This window comes from Gemmatimonadota bacterium (assembly GCA_041390125.1).
GTDB lineage: Bacteria > Gemmatimonadota > Gemmatimonadetes > Longimicrobiales > Gaopeijiaceae > JAGQIF01.
In genome coordinates, this window is the sequence record JAWKQN010000002.1 from 202,782 (window position 1) to 219,707 (window position 16,926).

General features: G+C 70.6%; 14 protein-coding genes. 6 read left to right on the plus strand and 8 right to left on the minus strand.

Annotation, left to right across the window (positions count from 1 at the left end):
* The first annotated feature begins 7 nt into the window (after positions 1-7).
* Complete coding sequence (locus R3E98_00765; protein MEZ4421912.1) at positions 8-1,312, plus strand: DUF2254 domain-containing protein; 1,305 nt, start codon at positions 8-10, stop codon at positions 1,310-1,312.
* A 193-nt stretch (positions 1,313-1,505) separates the two neighbouring features.
* Here the strand turns inward: R3E98_00765 and R3E98_00770 are convergent, their stop codons facing one another.
* The 4 genes from R3E98_00770 to R3E98_00785 all read right to left on the minus strand — a co-directional run bounded on the left by R3E98_00770 (position 1,506) and on the right by R3E98_00785 (position 5,055).
* Entirely contained in the window at positions 1,506-2,222 is a 717-nt protein-coding gene (locus tag R3E98_00770) for a HAMP domain-containing sensor histidine kinase (GenBank protein MEZ4421913.1), read from the minus strand.
* Between the two features lie 11 nt (positions 2,223-2,233).
* On the minus strand, positions 2,234-2,935 hold the full coding sequence (locus R3E98_00775; GenBank protein MEZ4421914.1) for a hypothetical protein: 702 nt from the start codon (positions 2,933-2,935) through the stop codon (positions 2,234-2,236).
* Between the two features lie 267 nt (positions 2,936-3,202).
* Positions 3,203-4,657, minus strand: coding sequence for a hypothetical protein (locus R3E98_00780; GenBank protein ID MEZ4421915.1), 1,455 nt, complete (start codon positions 4,655-4,657; stop codon positions 3,203-3,205).
* Between the two features lie 8 nt (positions 4,658-4,665).
* The gene (locus R3E98_00785; GenBank protein MEZ4421916.1) at positions 4,666-5,055 is read right to left on the minus strand and encodes a hypothetical protein; all 390 of its coding nucleotides are present in this window, start codon (positions 5,053-5,055) and stop codon (positions 4,666-4,668) included.
* A 252-nt stretch (positions 5,056-5,307) separates the two neighbouring features.
* Here R3E98_00785 and R3E98_00790 point away from each other — a divergent pair, with 252 nt between their 5' ends.
* Positions 5,308-6,714: a sigma-54 dependent transcriptional regulator gene (locus R3E98_00790; protein ID MEZ4421917.1), complete on the plus strand. Its 1,407-nt coding sequence runs from the start codon at positions 5,308-5,310 to the stop codon at positions 6,712-6,714.
* Positions 6,715-6,762: 48 nt separating this feature from the next.
* Here R3E98_00790 and R3E98_00795 read toward each other — a convergent pair whose 3' ends face one another.
* Together R3E98_00795 and R3E98_00800 are read right to left on the minus strand one after the other, a co-directional pair.
* Positions 6,763-10,005 (minus strand): response regulator, encoded by a 3,243-nt coding sequence (locus R3E98_00795; GenBank protein ID MEZ4421918.1) that lies wholly within the window; start codon positions 10,003-10,005, stop codon positions 6,763-6,765.
* A 22-nt stretch (positions 10,006-10,027) separates the two neighbouring features.
* Positions 10,028-10,933: a mechanosensitive ion channel family protein gene (locus tag R3E98_00800; protein MEZ4421919.1), complete on the minus strand. Its 906-nt coding sequence runs from the start codon at positions 10,931-10,933 to the stop codon at positions 10,028-10,030.
* 231 nt (positions 10,934-11,164) lie between these two features.
* Here R3E98_00800 and R3E98_00805 point away from each other — a divergent pair, with 231 nt between their 5' ends.
* On the plus strand, positions 11,165-12,436 hold the full coding sequence (locus R3E98_00805; protein MEZ4421920.1) for a phospholipase D-like domain-containing protein: 1,272 nt from the start codon (positions 11,165-11,167) through the stop codon (positions 12,434-12,436).
* Between the two features lie 33 nt (positions 12,437-12,469).
* On the opposite strand, the gene R3E98_00810 is transcribed toward R3E98_00805, so the two are convergent.
* On the minus strand, positions 12,470-13,627 hold the full coding sequence (locus tag R3E98_00810) for a HAMP domain-containing sensor histidine kinase (protein ID MEZ4421921.1): 1,158 nt from the start codon (positions 13,625-13,627) through the stop codon (positions 12,470-12,472).
* 274 nt (positions 13,628-13,901) lie between these two features.
* Here R3E98_00810 and R3E98_00815 point away from each other — a divergent pair, with 274 nt between their 5' ends.
* The 3 genes from R3E98_00815 to R3E98_00825 all read left to right on the plus strand — a co-directional run bounded on the left by R3E98_00815 (position 13,902) and on the right by R3E98_00825 (position 15,967).
* Positions 13,902-14,327, plus strand: coding sequence for a response regulator (locus tag R3E98_00815; protein MEZ4421922.1), 426 nt, complete (start codon positions 13,902-13,904; stop codon positions 14,325-14,327).
* Positions 14,328-14,336: 9 nt separating this feature from the next.
* A complete protein-coding gene (locus R3E98_00820) occupies positions 14,337-15,383 on the plus strand; it encodes an FAD-dependent oxidoreductase (GenBank protein MEZ4421923.1) in 1,047 nt (348 codons plus the stop codon).
* A 119-nt stretch (positions 15,384-15,502) separates the two neighbouring features.
* Entirely contained in the window at positions 15,503-15,967 is a 465-nt protein-coding gene (locus R3E98_00825; GenBank protein ID MEZ4421924.1) for a hypothetical protein, read from the plus strand.
* 121 nt (positions 15,968-16,088) lie between these two features.
* Here the strand turns inward: R3E98_00825 and R3E98_00830 are convergent, their stop codons facing one another.
* A complete protein-coding gene (locus R3E98_00830) occupies positions 16,089-16,607 on the minus strand; it encodes a CHRD domain-containing protein (protein ID MEZ4421925.1) in 519 nt (172 codons plus the stop codon).
* Positions 16,608-16,926: the final 319 nt, after the last annotated feature.

Genomic DNA, 16,926 nt, shown 5'->3' on the forward strand with positions numbered 1-16,926 from the left:
TTCGCGAATGAGGGCCCGCCTGCTTCAAGCCTGGGGCGCCCTGCGCGAGAGCTACTGGTTCCTGCCGGCCGTCTTCTCGGTCGGCGCCATGCTGTTGGCCGCCGGATCGATCGCGATCGATGCCGCGTACGGGCCCTGGGACATCTCCTGGCTTCCGGGAAGCAGTCCCGACGGTGCTCGTGCGGTGCTCTCCACCGTCGCGGGCTCGCTCATCACCGTCGCCGGCGTGGCCATCTCGGTCACACTCGTGGCCCTCTCCACCACATCGTCCGCGTTCGGGCCCCGGATCCTCACGCTCTTCCTGCGCGACCGGGGCGTCCAGAGCGCGCTGGGCGTCTTCGCGGGCTCCTTCCTGTTCTGCCTGGTGGTGCTGTTGTTCGTGCGGTCTCCGCTCGAGACCGCGGACGCCACGCCCTTCGTGCCCCAGCTCGCGCTCCTGGCGGGATTCACCACGGGCCTCACCTCCATCGGCGCCTTCCTGTTCCTGGTCCACCACGTCTCCCAGATGCTGCACGTCGACAATGTCGTGGCCCGCGCGGGCGCCGACCTGCTCGGGGGCGTCGAAGACCTGATCGGACGCAGGAAGGAGGACGGCGTCACGCCGATCGACACCGATCCCGAAGTGACCCGCGATGAAGGCGGTGCGATCGTGCGGGCCGATCGCGATGGCTACCTGCAGGTGGTGGACGAAGGCAGCCTGCTGGAGCTTGCAGAGCGCTGGAGCCGTGTCATCGTGCTCGAGGTCCGCAGGGGCGAGTTCGTCACACGCGAGCGGGTCATCGCTCGCGTGTGGCCGGGAGATGGCCTGGGCGAGGACGATCTGGAGGAGGTTCTTTCGGGCTTCGCCTGGGGACAGCGCCGCAACCACGGTCAGGAGGTACGCTTCCAGGTGGACCAGATCGTCCAGATCGCCGCACGTGCCCTCTCCCCCGGGATCAACGATCCGTTCACGGCGATGAGCTGCATCGATTGGCTGGAAGCGGCGTTGAAGCGGTTCTCCGAGGTGCCTTCGGCGCGCTGGCTGAGCCAGGTGCGGGACGGCGAGCCACGCTTGTATCAGCCCGCCACCACGTTCGCCGATCTCCTCGAGGCCAGCGTGGGTCAGCTCGTGCCCTATGCCGCCAGCGACCTCAACGCCGCGCGGCACCTGGCACGGGCTCTCGACCGACTGGCGCAGGATTGCGGGCGCGCAGACTGTCGCTCGCTCCTGGAGGAGCGCGCCGATCAACTGCTCGACGCCTGTCGGGTACGTCTCCCCGACGAAGACGCGGCTGCGCGGGTCGCGGAGCGTCTCCGGCACGTACGCCCCTAGCGTCGGACAGGAGCCCGCTCAGGAGGGCTCGCAGGCGAGGCGCAGCTCCCGGCGCGCATCGGTCGGGCCCGATCAGGCGTCAGGCAGGACGGGACCTGCTGGCCGGGCGGACGTCTGGCCGTCAGGCAGGACGGACCTGCTGGCCGGGCAGACGTCAGACGTCGGCCAGGACGGGACCTGCCGGCCGGGCAGGTCAGGCGCTGGGCAGCGAGATCTGGAAGGCCGGACCGGTCTTCTGGTTGACGGCCTCGATGAACCCACCTTGGAGCGCCAGGATGCGGCGAGCGAGCGCCAGGGACGGATGGCCGGCCCTGGAGCGCTCCGTCGGCGGGAGCGACCAACTCCAGTCGAACAGGTGCTCACGCTCCGCAGACCCGAGCGTGCGTCCCTCGTGCACCACATCCACGCCAAACCCGCGACCCCGCTCGGCGGAGCGGACCTGGACGGTGCCGCCGGCGTGGGTCCGTTGGATGGCGTGCTGCACGACCGCATGGAGAGCACGCGCGGTCTGCCGATGGTCCACCCAGACGTGACGCATCGGCTCACCCGCCAGCATGGGCACGAGCTGCACGCCCGCCTCGCGCGCCAGCCAGCCCACGTCGCGGTCCAGCCCCTCGAAGAGCGAGGTCGTCGACACGGCCGCGAAGCGAAGGGGGAACGCGCCCGCATCGATGCGGGCCAGATCGAGCATGTCCTCCATCACCCGCGACATCCGGTGGCAGGCGGCATCGATCAGACGCAGCTGCTGCGAGCGTTGCGGGCCGGTGAGCCGATGTTCGCGCAGCAGGAGTGAAGCGGTGCTGACGGCGCTCAAGGGGCTGCGCAGATCGTGCGCCAGCCGCTCCAGAAGCTCCTGCCGCAGCGCGTCTTCCGGTCGGCTGCGCGCGGGGGCGCGCTCGAGGGTGGTCATCCTGTGGATCCTCAGTCGGTCAGGGGAGCGTCGAGTTGCACCGTCACGGTACTTCCCTCCGGCATCGTCGCATGCCCGTCGCGGGTCCCCAGGGCCACGACCGCACCGACCACGGTGCCCACGCCGGCGCCCTTCAGCGTCGCCTCGGTGTCGCGACCCAGGATCTGACCCAACAAGGCTCCCGCAGCCGTTCCGACCGCGACCTTGCCCGCGGTCTCTGCACCGCTGTCCCGCGCCTCGGTCTCCAGGTCCACTTCGGTGGCGCGGCCATGGATCGCGTGGGGCTCGCCATCCACCTCGACGGACTCGATCGCGACAGCGAGGACGGCCTCGCCGTCCGGTCCACCGTCTGCGTCCGCCCGGCTGACGGTTCCCCACGCCGACGTGCCGGCGGGCAGGACCACCTGACCGTCCGCGCCTCGCACATCCTCGATGAGCGTCGCCTGGAAGGACTCGCCCCCCTCGTGCGTCTGCGTCGAGATCCGCTCCGCGAGGCGGAAGCGCAGCGTGGTGCCCGCGGGCAAGGAGCTGCCATCGGACGCCGGCTGCACGGGGGCCGCCGTGGGTGCGGGCTCGGCGGCCCGCTCTTCGCCGGCTCGAGCGGCCTCGGAGATCTCCTCTCCGGTGTCGTCCCCGGCGTTGGCCTCCCCACAGGCCCAGAGGGGGACAAGCATGCCGAGGAGCGCGGCGGTACGGAGTGCGTGCGTCTTCATCCTGACCTCGTGTCGTGGTGCGTCCAGCGATCAGCCTTCAGCGAGGTGGACCCGGGGCGCTCGCCTCGGCCACCCGCCATCTCCGGTCCGGGCGCACGACGCGTGCCTTCGGACGGGGGCACGCCTCCTGCGTTCCGGGGGGCATGCGGAGTCCCCCAAGTGCAGACGCAGCCGGCGGTTTTCGGCCCGGGGCCGTCTGTCGCGGCACTGCCGATGCCGCCATTCCCGTGCGCCGATGACCGGAATGAAACACGAGTCGACCCGGTCTCAACGCCACGGATCCCACGGGCGCACCAGTCCCACGGATGCGGCGCGCTCTCCGTCCAGAAGCCCCCAGGAGAGGTCTCCTCGCGCGGTCCACCCCGCGAGCGTCCGCATCCTGAGCCCCACGCCAGCATCCCAGGCCACGAGGCGCGGGAGGTCGTTCGCCCGATCCCCCACCCGTGCGAGATCCGAATGGATCCCCAACCGCACGTGGAGCGGTCCCAGGCGCGCGGACGGCGACTGCAGCTCGACGCTGGCATGCACCAGCGACCGGCCGAAGGCACCCCGGAGATCCAGCGCGCCGTCGACGAGCAACGGATGCGCGCGGAGCAGTGGCACGCGAGCCTGTCCCGTGCCGGCTCCCGGCCAGCGCAGGAGCGGCGTGCTCTGGCTCGCGGTCCGCACGCCCCCCAGAGCGGAAGCCCGCCATCCGTCCGCTGCGGCGGGCGCCGTGTGCGCCTCGAGGCTGACGATGCCGGTCTGGAACGCCCCCTGTGTGGCGCGCCCGCGCTCGGCCTCGACCCTGATCCGCACCCGGTCGTTCGCGCCCCGGACTTCCGTCTGGAGCCCGAAGCGCCACGCCGCGCGCGTGGCGGATCCGGCGCTCCACCGGTCGCCACTCACGGACGCCCCCCAGAACACGTCGGGGGAGAGCCAGCCGCCCGTGCGCATTCCCAGCGATGCGATCGCTTCGCGCCGCGTTCCGGATCCGTCGAGGAACGTCCCCTCCGAGAGCGTCCCGACGAGATCGACGCGCCGTGAAGAGGACGGCAGGGCGTCGATCACCCGCACCGCCACCCTGCGCCGACCGGTCTGCCAACGCCCTTGGAACTCCACCCCCGCACTCCACGCCGGCCCGCCCGTCCAGGTCAGGTCCACGGCCTCCCGCAGCCACGCGCCCGCCGTCTGGGCCACCAGGGTGGTTTTGCCGCCCTGCAGGCCTTCGCGCGGCGTCACCACCAGCGTCACGTCCACCTCCTCACGGCTGCGCGGTTCCACGCGTATGGCGGCACCCGCAGTCGAGGCGCGGTCGTGCAGCCGGCGCACGGCTCGCGTGAAGCCTGCGGCCGTGAGCGGCATCCCGACCCGCATGCCTGCGCGACTCGCGAGCGCACCGGCGTCCACGCCGGATACTCCCGCAGTGCGGATCGTGGCAATGCGCAGCGGCGCGCTGCGTTCCCAGACCGACAAGGCCGCGGGCGTGTCTCCCTGCAGGAGAAGCGCGACCCCCTGCAGGTCCTCCAGGCGCTCGGACGCCAGGCCCGCCTCCTGTGCCTGGCCGGCCAGGCGGGCGGCAGCGTCCCACTCTCCCGCCGCGAAGCGTTGCTCGGCTTCTCGTGACAGACGCTCGGCCGCAGCGCGCTCCGGTTGCGCCGACCCCGGCCGGGACGGGCCCGGACCGGGGTGGACGCAGGCCGTCGCCAAGGACGCGGCGGCTACCAGAGCAAGACGATTCAAGACCGTCCTCAGACCAGCAGGATCAAGATGATCACGAGGAGGAGCAGGATGATGAGCGTAGTGGTCCGAAAGGAGATGGTGGTTCGATCCTGGTCGAGCACGTCATCCAGCGCGGTCGCCTGCGTGTGGGCCGCCACGAGAGGCTCACCCTCCAGAAGCTCGACGCGAGCCCGTACATCTTCGAGGTTCACGCCGAGGGAGCGCGCCGGCTCCGCCAGCTCGGGGCGGGCCAGGAGTGCGCGGATGTCAGCGCGGGCAGCGGCGTCCGCGGCACGCTCCTTCGCGATCGTCGCGAAGGGATCGACCTGCGCGTCGCGGACGACCTGGCCCGCCACGGCGGGGGCACTTCCCAGGGCAAAGGCGGCCCACATCAGCACCGGGAGGATCCTGCCTGTCATGTCCAGCTCCTTTCGCAAGGTATTCGGGCGCCCCGGGGGGCGCAGATCCCCGTCGGAATCTCAAAGATCCTGCCACCGCTGGACCGGGGAGACCGGGCGCAGATCCTGCGCTCCGACGGCATACCGGACCCGTCCTCGCTTGAGGCACCGTGCGCGAAGGGCGAGATTGAAACAGGGCGCGCCGCGCCCCTGCCCCCCGCGTCCGTGTTCCTCCCCCGGTCCCGTGAACGTCCAGAACGAGAGAACCCGCGCATGACCGACGCCACCATCGAGACGGAACCGCGAACGGAGAGCGAGGCGGGCGGGCTCGGCGATCAGGTACGCGTGCTGATCGTCGACGACGAACCGCTGGTCCGGGAATCCATCCAGCTCTGTCTGGCGCCTCTGGGCCATGAGGTCACGCCCACCGCCGGGGCCGACCATGCCCGCGTGGCCGTGGCGCGCAAGCGCTTCGACCTCGTCTTGCTGGACCTGCGCCTGAACGAGCACTCCGGCCTGGACCTCATCCCGGAGCTCCTCGACGCGGACCCGTCCCTTACGATCGTGTTGATGACCGCACACGGCTCCGTCGAGTCGGCGGTCGAAGCGATGCGACGGGGCGCGTTCGACTACATCAACAAGCCCATCTCGCCGTCGGAGCTCCAGATCCTGGTACGCCGGGTGGCGGAGCGGAGGCGGCTGAAGCAGCGCCTCCAGGTTCTCGAAGAGACCGCCCGCGACACCACGCCGGCACCGGTGCTGGACAGCACGCACCCGGGGATGGCGCGGGCCATCGCCACGGCGCGGGACGTGGCCGACACCGACGCCACCATCCTGATCACGGGGGAGAGCGGCACCGGCAAAGGTGTGCTGGCGCGCGCCATCCACGAGTGGAGTCGTCGCGCCGCGCGTCCGTTCGCGCCGGTCAACTGTCCGAGCCTCTCCGCGGAGCTTCTCCGCAGCGAGCTCTTCGGCCACGTGAAGGGCTCGTTCACGGGCGCCACCGACACCAAGGTCGGAAAGATCGAGTTCGCCCACGGCGGGACGCTCTTCCTGGACGAGATCGGCGAGATGGTGCTCGAGATCCAACCTCGTCTCCTGCGGTTCCTGCAGGATCGGGAGTACGAGCGCGTAGGTGATCCAGAGCCGCGACAAGCGGACGTGCGCCTCATCGCGGCGACCAACTCCGACCTGGAACGTGCGGTCTCGGAGGGGGACTTCCGGGACGACCTCTATTACCGGCTGAACGTCATCCAGATCGAACTCATCCCCCTGCGCGCACGTCCCGACGACATCCCCAGGCTGGCCGAGTCCTTCCTGCGCTTCTTCTCCGCCCGCTACGGCAAGCAGATCGAAGGCTTCACGCCCGAAGCTCTCGGCGCGCTGCGCGAGATGCCCTGGCCGGGGAATGTGCGGGAGCTGCAGAACGCGGTCGAGCGCGCCGTGATCCTGGCGCGAAGCCCCCGCATCGGTGTGACTGCGCTTCCGCGCGGGGGTGGAGGGGGTCTCCTCGATCGGCTCGGGATGTCCGATCCCTCGGAGCTCCCCTCACTCGAAGGGATGGAAGAGCGCTACATCCGGCACGTGATGGAAGTGACGGACTCCGTGGAGGAGGCCGCGGAAGTGCTCGGAGTGGCACCGTCGACGTTGTGGAGGCGCCGGCGCAAGTACGGCATCTGAGGTCCACCGGGCGCGGAGGGGCGGGCGCACCCAGCCCTCCACCGGGATTCAGCCGAATGCCGCTTCGATGTCCGCGAGCGTGGCGGGCTTGACCAGATGCGCGTGGAAGCCGGCGGCCGCCGAACGGACCCGGTCTTCCGGCTCTCCGCGCCCCGAGAAGGCCACGAAGCGAGTGTCGGCGAGACCGGGAAGCGCGCGCAGGCGTTCCAGCACGGTATAGCCGCTCTGGTCGGGCAGACCCAGGTCGAGCAGGACGAGGTCGGGTCGCCAGGCCTCGGCCCGCTCGAGCGCCTGGGCGCCCGTCTCGGCCGTGGCGACATCGTACCCGTGGATCTCGAGCAACAGGGACTGCGCCTCGAGCACGTCCGGAGAATCGTCCACCAGCAGGATCCTGCGCTTCACTCCACCTCCATCTCCCGCCGATCTGCCCGCGCCCGTGGAGGGCTGCTGGGGCATCGTGCGCATCCGCTCTGTGGCGTCCGCGGCCCCGACCCGCCTCTCGGTGTCGGGGCCGCCCCCGTCCCGTCCCGTGCCGGTGGCGTCCGTCCCCTTCCGGGCCTCCAGATGCTGACCCAGCCGCTCCACGAGCGCCGCAGGCGTCAGCGGCTTCGCGAGGAAGTCGTCACAGCCGGCGCGCAGACAGCGCTCCCGGTCTTCGGGCATCGCGTGGGCCGACAGCGCCACGATGGGGCCGTCGTATCCCTCGCGCCGAAGCACCCGCGCGGTCTCGTATCCATCCATCACCGGCATGTAGAGGTCCAGCAGGACCAGATCGATCGGCGCCCCACTTCGCCGCGCGCTCTCGACGGCGTCGACCGCCTGGAGCCCGTGCTCGGCCGCCACCGTCCGGCCGCCCGCCTCCTCGATGAACCGTACCGCAAGGTCGCGGATCTCGGGGTTATCCTCGGCGATCAGAATGGTTCCGTGCAGGGCACGCACCCGCGTGCGGTCGGCGATGGCTTCTGCGACGACCTCACCGGGATCCAGGAGCACGCCCATCTCCGCCCGCGTCAGCGGGAGCCGCAGGCGGAAGAGGCTTCCCCGGCCCGGGGTGCTCTCCACGTCGATCGCGCCGTCCAGGCGCTCCGCCAGGCGCCTGCTGATCGCCAGGCCCAGCCCGGTGCCCCCCCGTCGGGGAGCGCTCGTCCCTTGCGTGAAGGCATCGAACAACGCCCCGATCTCGTGCGAGGGAATCCCCATGCCCGTATCCCGCACCGCGAACACCAACCGGAGCGGATCGGATTCGACGCAGACACCGACCGCCACTTCGCCCTGGTCAGTGAACTTGACCGCGTTGCTCACGAGGTTGAGCAGGATCTGCCGCAACGCGCGCGGGTCTGTGTGCACGCGACCTGGAAGCAGGGTCTCGCGCTCGATGCGGAAGGACAGACCCTTGGCCTGCGCTCGCTCCTCCACGAGCGAATGCAGCTCCGACAGGAAGGATCCCAGCGACACGGGTTCCAGCCGGAGCCGGAAGTCGGGGGCGTCCATCTTCGAGAGGTGGAGGATGTCGTTGATGATGTCCAACAGGTGCTGCCCGTTGCGACGGATGGCCTCCAGGCTCCGTAGATGCCCCGGGTCCGTCAGGCGCCCCGCGAGCAGATCCACGTTTCCGAGGATCGCGGTCATCGGGGTCCGGATCTCGTGGCTGGTGTTGGCCAGGAACTCGGTCTTGGCCCGGTTGGCCGCGGCTTCGGCCTGACGGGCCTCCTCGATGGCGTGCTCCGTGCGCCGTCGCTCGGACACGTCGCGGAGCAGGGCCGTGAACAGCGGCCCGTCGTCGGAATCGATCCGGCTGAGCGCCACCTCCACCGGAGTCCGGGATCCATCCGGCCGCACCACGTCGGCGCTCCGGCCGACGGCGCGCAACCGGTCCAGCGCCCCATCCCCCTTCCCCTCCCCGGCTGCGGCGGCGGGGATCAGCGTCTCGATCGCCATTCCGATCAGCTCAGCCATGGAACGCCCGAACATGGTCTCGGCCGCCGGGTTGGCACGCAGCACGCGCCCGGCTCCATCCAAGGTCAGGATGCCGTCGGGCACACTGTTGAGGATCGCTCGCAATCGCGCTTCGGACTCGAGCACCGCATGCTCGGCGCGGTGGCGATCCGTGTCGTCGTGCGCGACGCCCAACAGCTGACGGACCCCGCCGTCCTCGTCTCGCGCGAACACGACGCTGCGGACGAGCAAGGTGCGCCAGGTGCCGTCCACATGCAGGAGGCGGAGGCTCTCCTCCAGGACGTCTCCATCGCTTGCGTGGGCCAGGAACGAGTCCAGTCGTCGCTTGGCGCGTGGGACATCGTCGGGATGCACCCGCGCGGCGTCGGGCAGCGGAAGCCAGAGCGGCGCCTCCTCCCCGCGGTCCAGGAGCTGGTTCAGGCTGCGGTTCAGGTAGATGTCCCGCCCTTCCTCGCAGTCGTAGAGGAACAGCAGGCCCGGCATCGCCTCCGCCATCCCCGAGAAGAGGGCGCGGCTGTGCGTCAGCTGCTCCTCCGCGCGCTTCCGGTCGCTCACCTCGAGGAGCGTACCGATCACCGCGGAGACCAATCCGTCTCGGCCCCGCTCGAATGCCATCTCCCGGATCTGGAACCAACGCCAGGCGCCATCGGCGCCCCGCATCCGGAACTCCGTCTCCAACACCTCGCCGTCCTCGAGCAGGCGTTGGCGCGCACGCTTGCCCGGGATCGCTTCGTGGTCGTGGGGATGCATCAGCGAGCGATACAGCGTGCTCCCCGAGCGTTCCAGGGCCGGATCGGACGGATACCCCAGGATCGGCAGCAGCTCGCCCGACATCCACCGGGTGTGGGCCCGATCCAGGTCGAACACGTACAACTGGAGCGCGGCCATGTCGGCCAGTTGGTGGAACGCGCGCTCGCGGCTCTCCAGCGAGGCTGAGGCTTCGCGCAACTCCGTGACGTCCGTCGCGCTCCCGTACCATTCCTGGACCGTGCCGGCTTCGTCCTGCACGGGGCGGGCGCGCGCGAGAAGGGAGCGCCAGGCGCCGTCCGCCCCCCGGCGGACCCGGAACTCGGCCTCGAAGGGCAGTCCGCGTGCGACCGCACGCCGCCACCCCGCTCCGACCCGATTGCGGTCGTCGGGGTGGATCGTGGCCAGCCGCTCCTCCGTCCCTGTGTCCTCGGCGAGCCCGGTCAGGATTCCCCACTGACGACTCGCCGCGCGCACCCTCCCATCCGGACCCGCGATCCACAGCAACGCCGGCACGGAATCGATGAGCGCGCGCACTCCCCGATCCAGGGCGGGATCCGCCTCCGGGTCCGGCACCACCTTTCTCACCGTGCCTCCAGCCCGGCCTCGGTCATGCGTTGTTCGCTCCCGACACCGTCAGGACCTCGCCGAGCGGAACACCACCCTCGATGCCGAAGTCCAGGGTGCGGATCGGGAACGGGATCGTGATGTCGGCGGCATCGAATGCAGCCTTCACCTGCTGCACCGCCACGCTGCGCGCCCGCAGGTAGCTGGGCCGATCCGTGGCCCGGATCCAGAACCGCAACACACCATCGATCGAGCTCGCGCCGAAGCCGGTCCAGAAGAACTCGGGCTCACGCGCATCGTCTCGCGACTCCAAGTCCCGGACCGAGTCGATCGCGGCCCTGCGCGCCCGCTGCAGGTCGTCGGCATACGAAACGCCGACCTCGAGGTCCACGCGTCTACCGCGCCCCTGCGAGAAGTTCACGATGCGATTCTGGAAGACGGTGCGGTTGGGCAGATAGACGATCGGTCCATCGAGCAGGCGGATTTCCGTGGAGCGGAGGTTCACCCGTTCGACCAGCGCCAGATCATCCCCCAGTTGCACCAGATCTCCGTTGGCGAAGGGTCGCCGCACCGTGAGCGCGATGCCGGAGATGAAGTTGGCCGCGGTCTCCTGGAACGCGAACCCCAGGGCCAACCCGACCACTCCGGCGCCTGCCAGGAGCGTGGTGACCGTCTTGTCGAGCTGGAGGACACCGAGGGCGATGAACGTCCCGCCCAGGAGGACGGCCACGCCGGTGGCCCCGGCGGCCAGACGGGCCAGGTCGAGGTTCCCCGTCGACCGCTCGACGGTCCGGCGGGTGACGGAGCGCACGATCCGTCCGGCGACCCAGGACAGGAGCACGATCACGAGCGCCACGATCAGGTTGGGCAGCATCGTGATCAGGGACTCGACCCAGCCGGCCAGCTTCGCGCTCAGGAGCTCGATGGGCTCTTCGATCTGCATGGTCATCCTTGCTCTGGGGGGGACCGCCGCGCCCCCACCGATGCCCCGGGGGGCGGCCCCGGGCTTGCACCCGGCCGCCCGTGGCGTGGGCAACAGACGTACCGGGGCCGTATCATCCGCGTGGCCACGGCTGTACGCGCTCGCGCCCCCTGTTCCCCGACCGGACCCAGGAGTGAAGCGCTTGGATCGTGTTTCACCGACCGCCGACCTGCACGATTCCCCTCGCGGCGATGCCCCGTGGTCCTGATCTACCTCCTGGCGTTCATCGGGCTGATCTGGGTGCTCACGAGGCTCTACCGGGCCCTGGTCCCCGCCCCCGACGATCGGCCGCCTGCCGCGCTCGAGGGCGCACCCTTCCGATCCACCTCCGACGTCCTGACCGTCCTGGGCAGCCACTTGAACGCGCCCGTCTGCGAGGGCAATCGGGTCGTCCTGCTCGAGAATGGAGACGAGATCTTCCCCTCGATGCTGGAGGCGATCTCCAACGCACGCTCGAGCGTGCACCTCCTCACCTACATCTACTGGACCGGCGCCATTGCGGAGCGCTTCGCGTCGGCGCTGGCCGAAGCTTCCGCGAGGGGGGTGACCGTGCGTCTGTTGCTGGACGCCTACGGCGCGCGGCTCATGCGCGAGCCGCTGATCGAACGGCTGCAAGGCGCAGGCGTCGAGATCGCCTGGTTCCACCCGCTGCTGTCCCTGGATCTCCAGCGTCTGAACAACCGGACCCACCGCAAGGTCCTGGTCGTCGACGGGCGCGTCGCCTTCACCGGAGGTGTCGGGATCGCGGAGGAGTGGACGGGTCACGCGCAGGACGCCGACCACTGGCGTGACGACCATTTCCGACTCGAGGGCCCCGTGGTCGCCGCGCTCCAGGGTGCGTTCGCCGAGGAATGGCTGTCCGCGACCGGGCATGCGCTCATGGGAGCCGAGCTCTACCCACCGCTGGTGTCGGTGGGAGAGGCGCGCTGTCTACCCCTGCTCACGTCGCCGCGCGCGCGCTGGTCCCCCGTGGCCTACTGCTACTGGTGGGCGCTCCGCACCGCACAGGAGCGCGTGGACATCGCCACGCCGTACTTCGTGCCGGACGAGGACCTCCTGCAGACGATCCTGGAGACCGCCCGTCGAGGCGTGCGCGTCCGCTTGCTCGTGCCCAACGACCACAACGATAGCATCGCGGTGCGCTGGGCCAGCCGGGCCTGCTACCCCGACCTCATCGAGAACGGCGTGGAGCTGTACGAATTCACGCCCACCATGATGCACACGAAGACGCTCTGCAGTGACGGCCGCTGGTGCTTCCTGGGGTCGGCGAATTTCGACAACCGCTCCTTCGCGCTGAACGACGAGGTCACGGTGATGGTCGATGATCCTGGGCTGGCGGCGGATCTGACCCGGTCCTTCGAGGCGGACCTGACGCGGTCGCAGCGGATCCACGCGTCCACCTATCGATCGATCGGGTGGACACAGCGTGCTCTCAGTCACGTCGCGCTCCTGTTGCGCGCGCAGTTGTAGAAGGCGGCACGCCGGGCCGCAGCCGGCGAGCGCCTATCCCGCGGCGGGTTGGCGCGGGATCGTGAAACGGAAGACCGTTCCCCGTTCGGGCGCGGCCTCGAAGGCGATGGTGCCTCCCATCTGCTCGACGGCCTCCCGGGCGATGGCCAGGCCGAGACCCGCTCCATCCCCCTGGGCGGAGCGCACCATCGGCTCGAAGACGCGGTCGCGGAGCTCGGCGGGGATCCCGGGTCCGTCATCGCGCACGATCACGGCCCACCCCTCCGCGTCGTCCTCCACGTCGATGACGACATGTCCTGCACCGTCGGGAACGTCATGGTGCCGGATCGCGTTGGTCACGAGGTTGAAGAACACCAACGGAAAGCGCTCCGCGTCGATCGGCTCCTCGGGGCCCGCATGCGACAGATGCAGCTCGATTCCGCGGTCTGCCGCAGGCACGCGCATCTGGTGTACCGCGTCCCGGATGACCGAGCCCAGCGGAAGGGCCCGGATGGCCTGGGCCCCATCCGCACCGTGCGGGTGGAAGAGGGCGCGGACCCCCTGGACCGTCTCCAGGCCGCTCTTCACCGACCGGAGGATGAGCTCGTGCAGGCGATCGAGTCGCTCGGGGGGCAACTGCGCGCTCGATTCCACGATCAGCCGCACCGCGGTCTCGGCCGCGCCGAGCCGATTCCCCAGCTCGTGGGAGAGCATGGCGGTGTAGCCTTCCAGGAGTCGGACCCGTTCCTCGTGCTGCCGTGCGCTCCAGGTCCGGAACCGCGCCGCCGTCTCCGAGCCCAGCAGGTACACGGCGTCCTTGAGTCGCCCCACCAGCCGGATGAGATCCGCGCGCTCGATCTGGTGGGGGTAGCTGTCGGCGGCCTCCGTCAGCGTCTCCTCCACCAGTTCGGAGAGGATCGCGAACTCCTCCAGGATCTCCCGGAGCGTGAATCCCTGGCGCCGTCGGAGATCCGCGAGCAGCGACAGATCCTTCCGCACCATCGTGTCCAGTGGCCCGTCCGTCGGGTCCTGGAGGAAGTCCGCCACCTGCGACAGCACGGCCGGGATGTGGTTCAGCAACGACTGGGTGGGCAGCACCCGCTCGGGGCGCACCCCCAGCCGCTCGACGAGGAGCTCCACCCACCTGCGGGTGATGGGCACCGCTGCCGAGCGGAGGTGGCTGGCGACGTGGGAGTCGAGTTGACGGGGCATGAGGTCCGGAGTCGACGGGTGGGCCCCTGCGGTGGTGCCCCGGGGGTCCCGCGAGCCAATATGGGGCTTTCCGCCCCCACCAGGCACCCCGTACGGCGGCTCAGCGTGTTTCAGGACCCGGGATTCCTGAACGACCTGGGCGGCGTGTCGCACCGCCGTGCACGTCGCCAGACCGGGAACGGGGCTTGCGAGGACGCTTCCGAAGGCCCAGATGCTGTGCCGGGGAGCGGTGCGCAGAGGGCGCGAGGGAACCGACGTGACCACACGAACCGACGTGGCTAGCACCCGCGAGGGCCCTGAAGCCCGCGGAAGCGAGGACGGCCGCAAGGACGAGCCGGTGATCGTACTCGCCGAAGATCACGAAGAGACACGCTACGTGCTTCGGGCGGTGCTGGAGCAGGGCGGCTACACGGTGGCCGCCACCAGCAACGGCCGGGAGGCGCTCGACGCCGTGGCCCGGACGGAGCCCGCGCTCGTGATCACCGACCTCATGATGCCGGTCCTCGACGGAGTGCAATTGGCCCGAGCGCTCACCGACGAGGGCGGGGAGCGAGCGGTGCCGGTGATTCTCGTGAGCGCCCACGCCACAGACATGGACGACGAATCCGGCGTGGAGGCCTGGTTCGACGCGGTCCTGCGCAAGCCCGTGCGCCCGTCCGACCTCCTGGCCGCGGTGCACTCCCTGCTCACGCGCATCTGACGGTCCCGCATGCGGGATCTCGTGCTCGTCGGCGGCGGGCACGCCCACCTCGAAGCCCTGCTGCGGCTTGCGCGGCGCGCTCCAGTGGCGCGGGTGCGCCTGGTCAGCGATCGACCGTTCGCCGTCTATTCCGGGATGGTGCCCGGCGTGTTGGAGGGACGCTACGAGCCGGACGCCGCGAGCATCGATCTCGCCTCGTTCGCGGCCCGCGCCGGGGCCGCCTTCACGTGCGCACGGGTAGTCGAGGTGGGCGCGCAGGAGGTGCGCACGGCCCAGGGAGACCGGCTGCCGTTCGATGTGCTCTCGCTGGATGTGGGCTCAGGCCCCGCACGCACCGCAGAGGCGGGCTCGGTCGTCGTCTCCGCCCGTCCCGGCTCGGCCTTGCTGGATGCGTTCGAGGGCCTGCCCACCCCGGCCGCGCATCTCGCCATCGTCGGCGGCGGCGCGGCGGGCGTCGAGATCGCCTGTACGCTCGCCGCGGGCCGCCGCGCCCACCGCATCACGCTGTGGGAGCGCGGCCCCCGGCTCCTGCCCGGACTTCCCCTCGGCCTGGCCCGCTCGGTGGAGAGGTGGGCCGCGCGCCGGGGCGTCGATCTCAGGCTCGGGACCGCCTTCGGCCCGGAGGCGACGGGCCCCGAGAGGGAGCGCTTCGACCTGGTGATCCAGGCGACGGGCGCTACCGCGCCCGCGCTGGGTCGGGAGAGCGGCCTTCCGGTGGACGGGGAGGGGTACCTCCGCGTCGACGCGTCATTGCGGGTCGAGGGCACCGACAACGTCTTCGCAGTCGGCGACTGTGCGACGTTGACCCACGCACCCGACACGCCCAAGGCGGGCGTGTTCGCGGTACGCCAGGGCCCGGTGCTGGCGCGCAATCTGTGCGCGTTCCTGGAGGCGCGTGAGCTCTCCCCGTACCACCCGCAGCGGCGGGCGCTCGTGTTGCTCAACCTCGGGAACGGGATCGGGGCGGGCGCGTGGGGGCGCGCGCACTTCACGGGATCGTCGATGATGCACCTCAAGGACTGGATCGACCAGCGATGGATGCGCCGCTTCCGGTGACCCGGCGGGAGGCACGCTGTCCGCAGGAACCATCCGGCGGCAGCCGCAGCCCGGCCCGGCGGATCCAGCCTCCTGACCGCTACAGCGGGCGCTCGTTCGCGCGGTACGTCGTCTGCGTCGTGAGCGCTGCCCTCCACCTCGTGCGGCTGGAACGATTCGTGAACCTCTCCCGCTCGGTGCAACCCGATCTGGAGGTGGAGATGGCAGAACATGGACGACTGGTGAAAGGCGTCGTGATCGGCTCCGCGCTGACGCTGGTTACCATGGCCGCCGCGGTGTGGATCGGATTCTCGCTGACATCCGGTAGCGTGGCCTCCCTGTCCTTCGGTGCCCTGTCCGGCTTCCTCCTGGTGTTGGCGGCTCTCGCCGTCCTCGGGGGCTGGGTGGCCGGACGCATCTCTCCGGGCAACCCGTTCGTCTCCGGCGCGCTGGTGGCGATCGTCCTGGGCGTCAGCGTCGGAGTCGGTCTACGGATCTTCGCGGCCGGGGGCGGACCGCTGTGGATGGGTCCCGCGCTCATGGGCATCGCGCCCTCGGGCGCGCTGTTGGGCGGCCTGATCAACTGGTCGGGCAGCGAACGCTGAGGGCGTCCCGCCACGACTGCCCCTACGGTGGCGGATACGACAGCGCCCTCCCCCGACAGGGGGGAGGGCGCGCTCGCATGCGCGCGCCGAAGCGCGCCTACGGCTTCCTGCCTCCGGGTGCCTAGATCGTCGCGCAGGCGACCGTCGGACCGTGGTCCACGCCGGGCTCCATGTGGATGTGGAGGCTGTGCTCGCCCTCACCCACGAAGCTGCGATCGAGAGCCGGCACGTCCACGGTAGCCCGGAAGGAGCCCATGTCGTCCACGTCGATGGGCCCGGTGATGGCCTCCATGTCGGACGTCTCGCTCAACGGGATCCGTACCGGCCCGTCGGTGCCGCACGCGCCCTGGTGGATGTGCCACGCATGGGCACCGGGCGCGAGGCCGGAGCCGTCGATGCTCAGCGCGAGCGCGCTTCCGGCCGCGCCGGCGACGATGGCCACCTCGCCCTCGACCTCTCCGGCCGCGGGATCGGATCCCTCCAGGTCCGTCGTGTAGATCGTGTCCGCCGTCATGGCGTACGCACCGGACTCGGAGGTCATCGGTGCCGTCTCGCCGGGGGCTTCCTCGGCGTTCAGGTCATCGTCGGCTCCGCGGGGACCGCAGGCCGCCAGCGCCAGGCCCAGGCCGAGGACGGTCAACGCCCTGCCGCGTCCGCTCAGGAACGCAGCGCGTCTGCCGTGCGATCGGAAGTGTCTATCTGTGCTCATATCGGTTCGCCTCTGGTCGTTGCGAGGTTCGATGTCGGGCTCGCGCCGTTCCTGCCGGGGGAATCGAGGGGTCCAGCGCATCGCGTCCCGGGGAAGGACGCGGGTCGAGTGGATACAAAGTCGCAGGCGATGTGCCAGGCGCACCCGTTGGTACGACGGGGCTGGCCCGAAAGCCAGCGAGAACAGGGCGAATGAGGCCTCCGGGCCCACCCTCCGCCACGCCTCATGAGATCGCGCGCGTGTTTCGCGG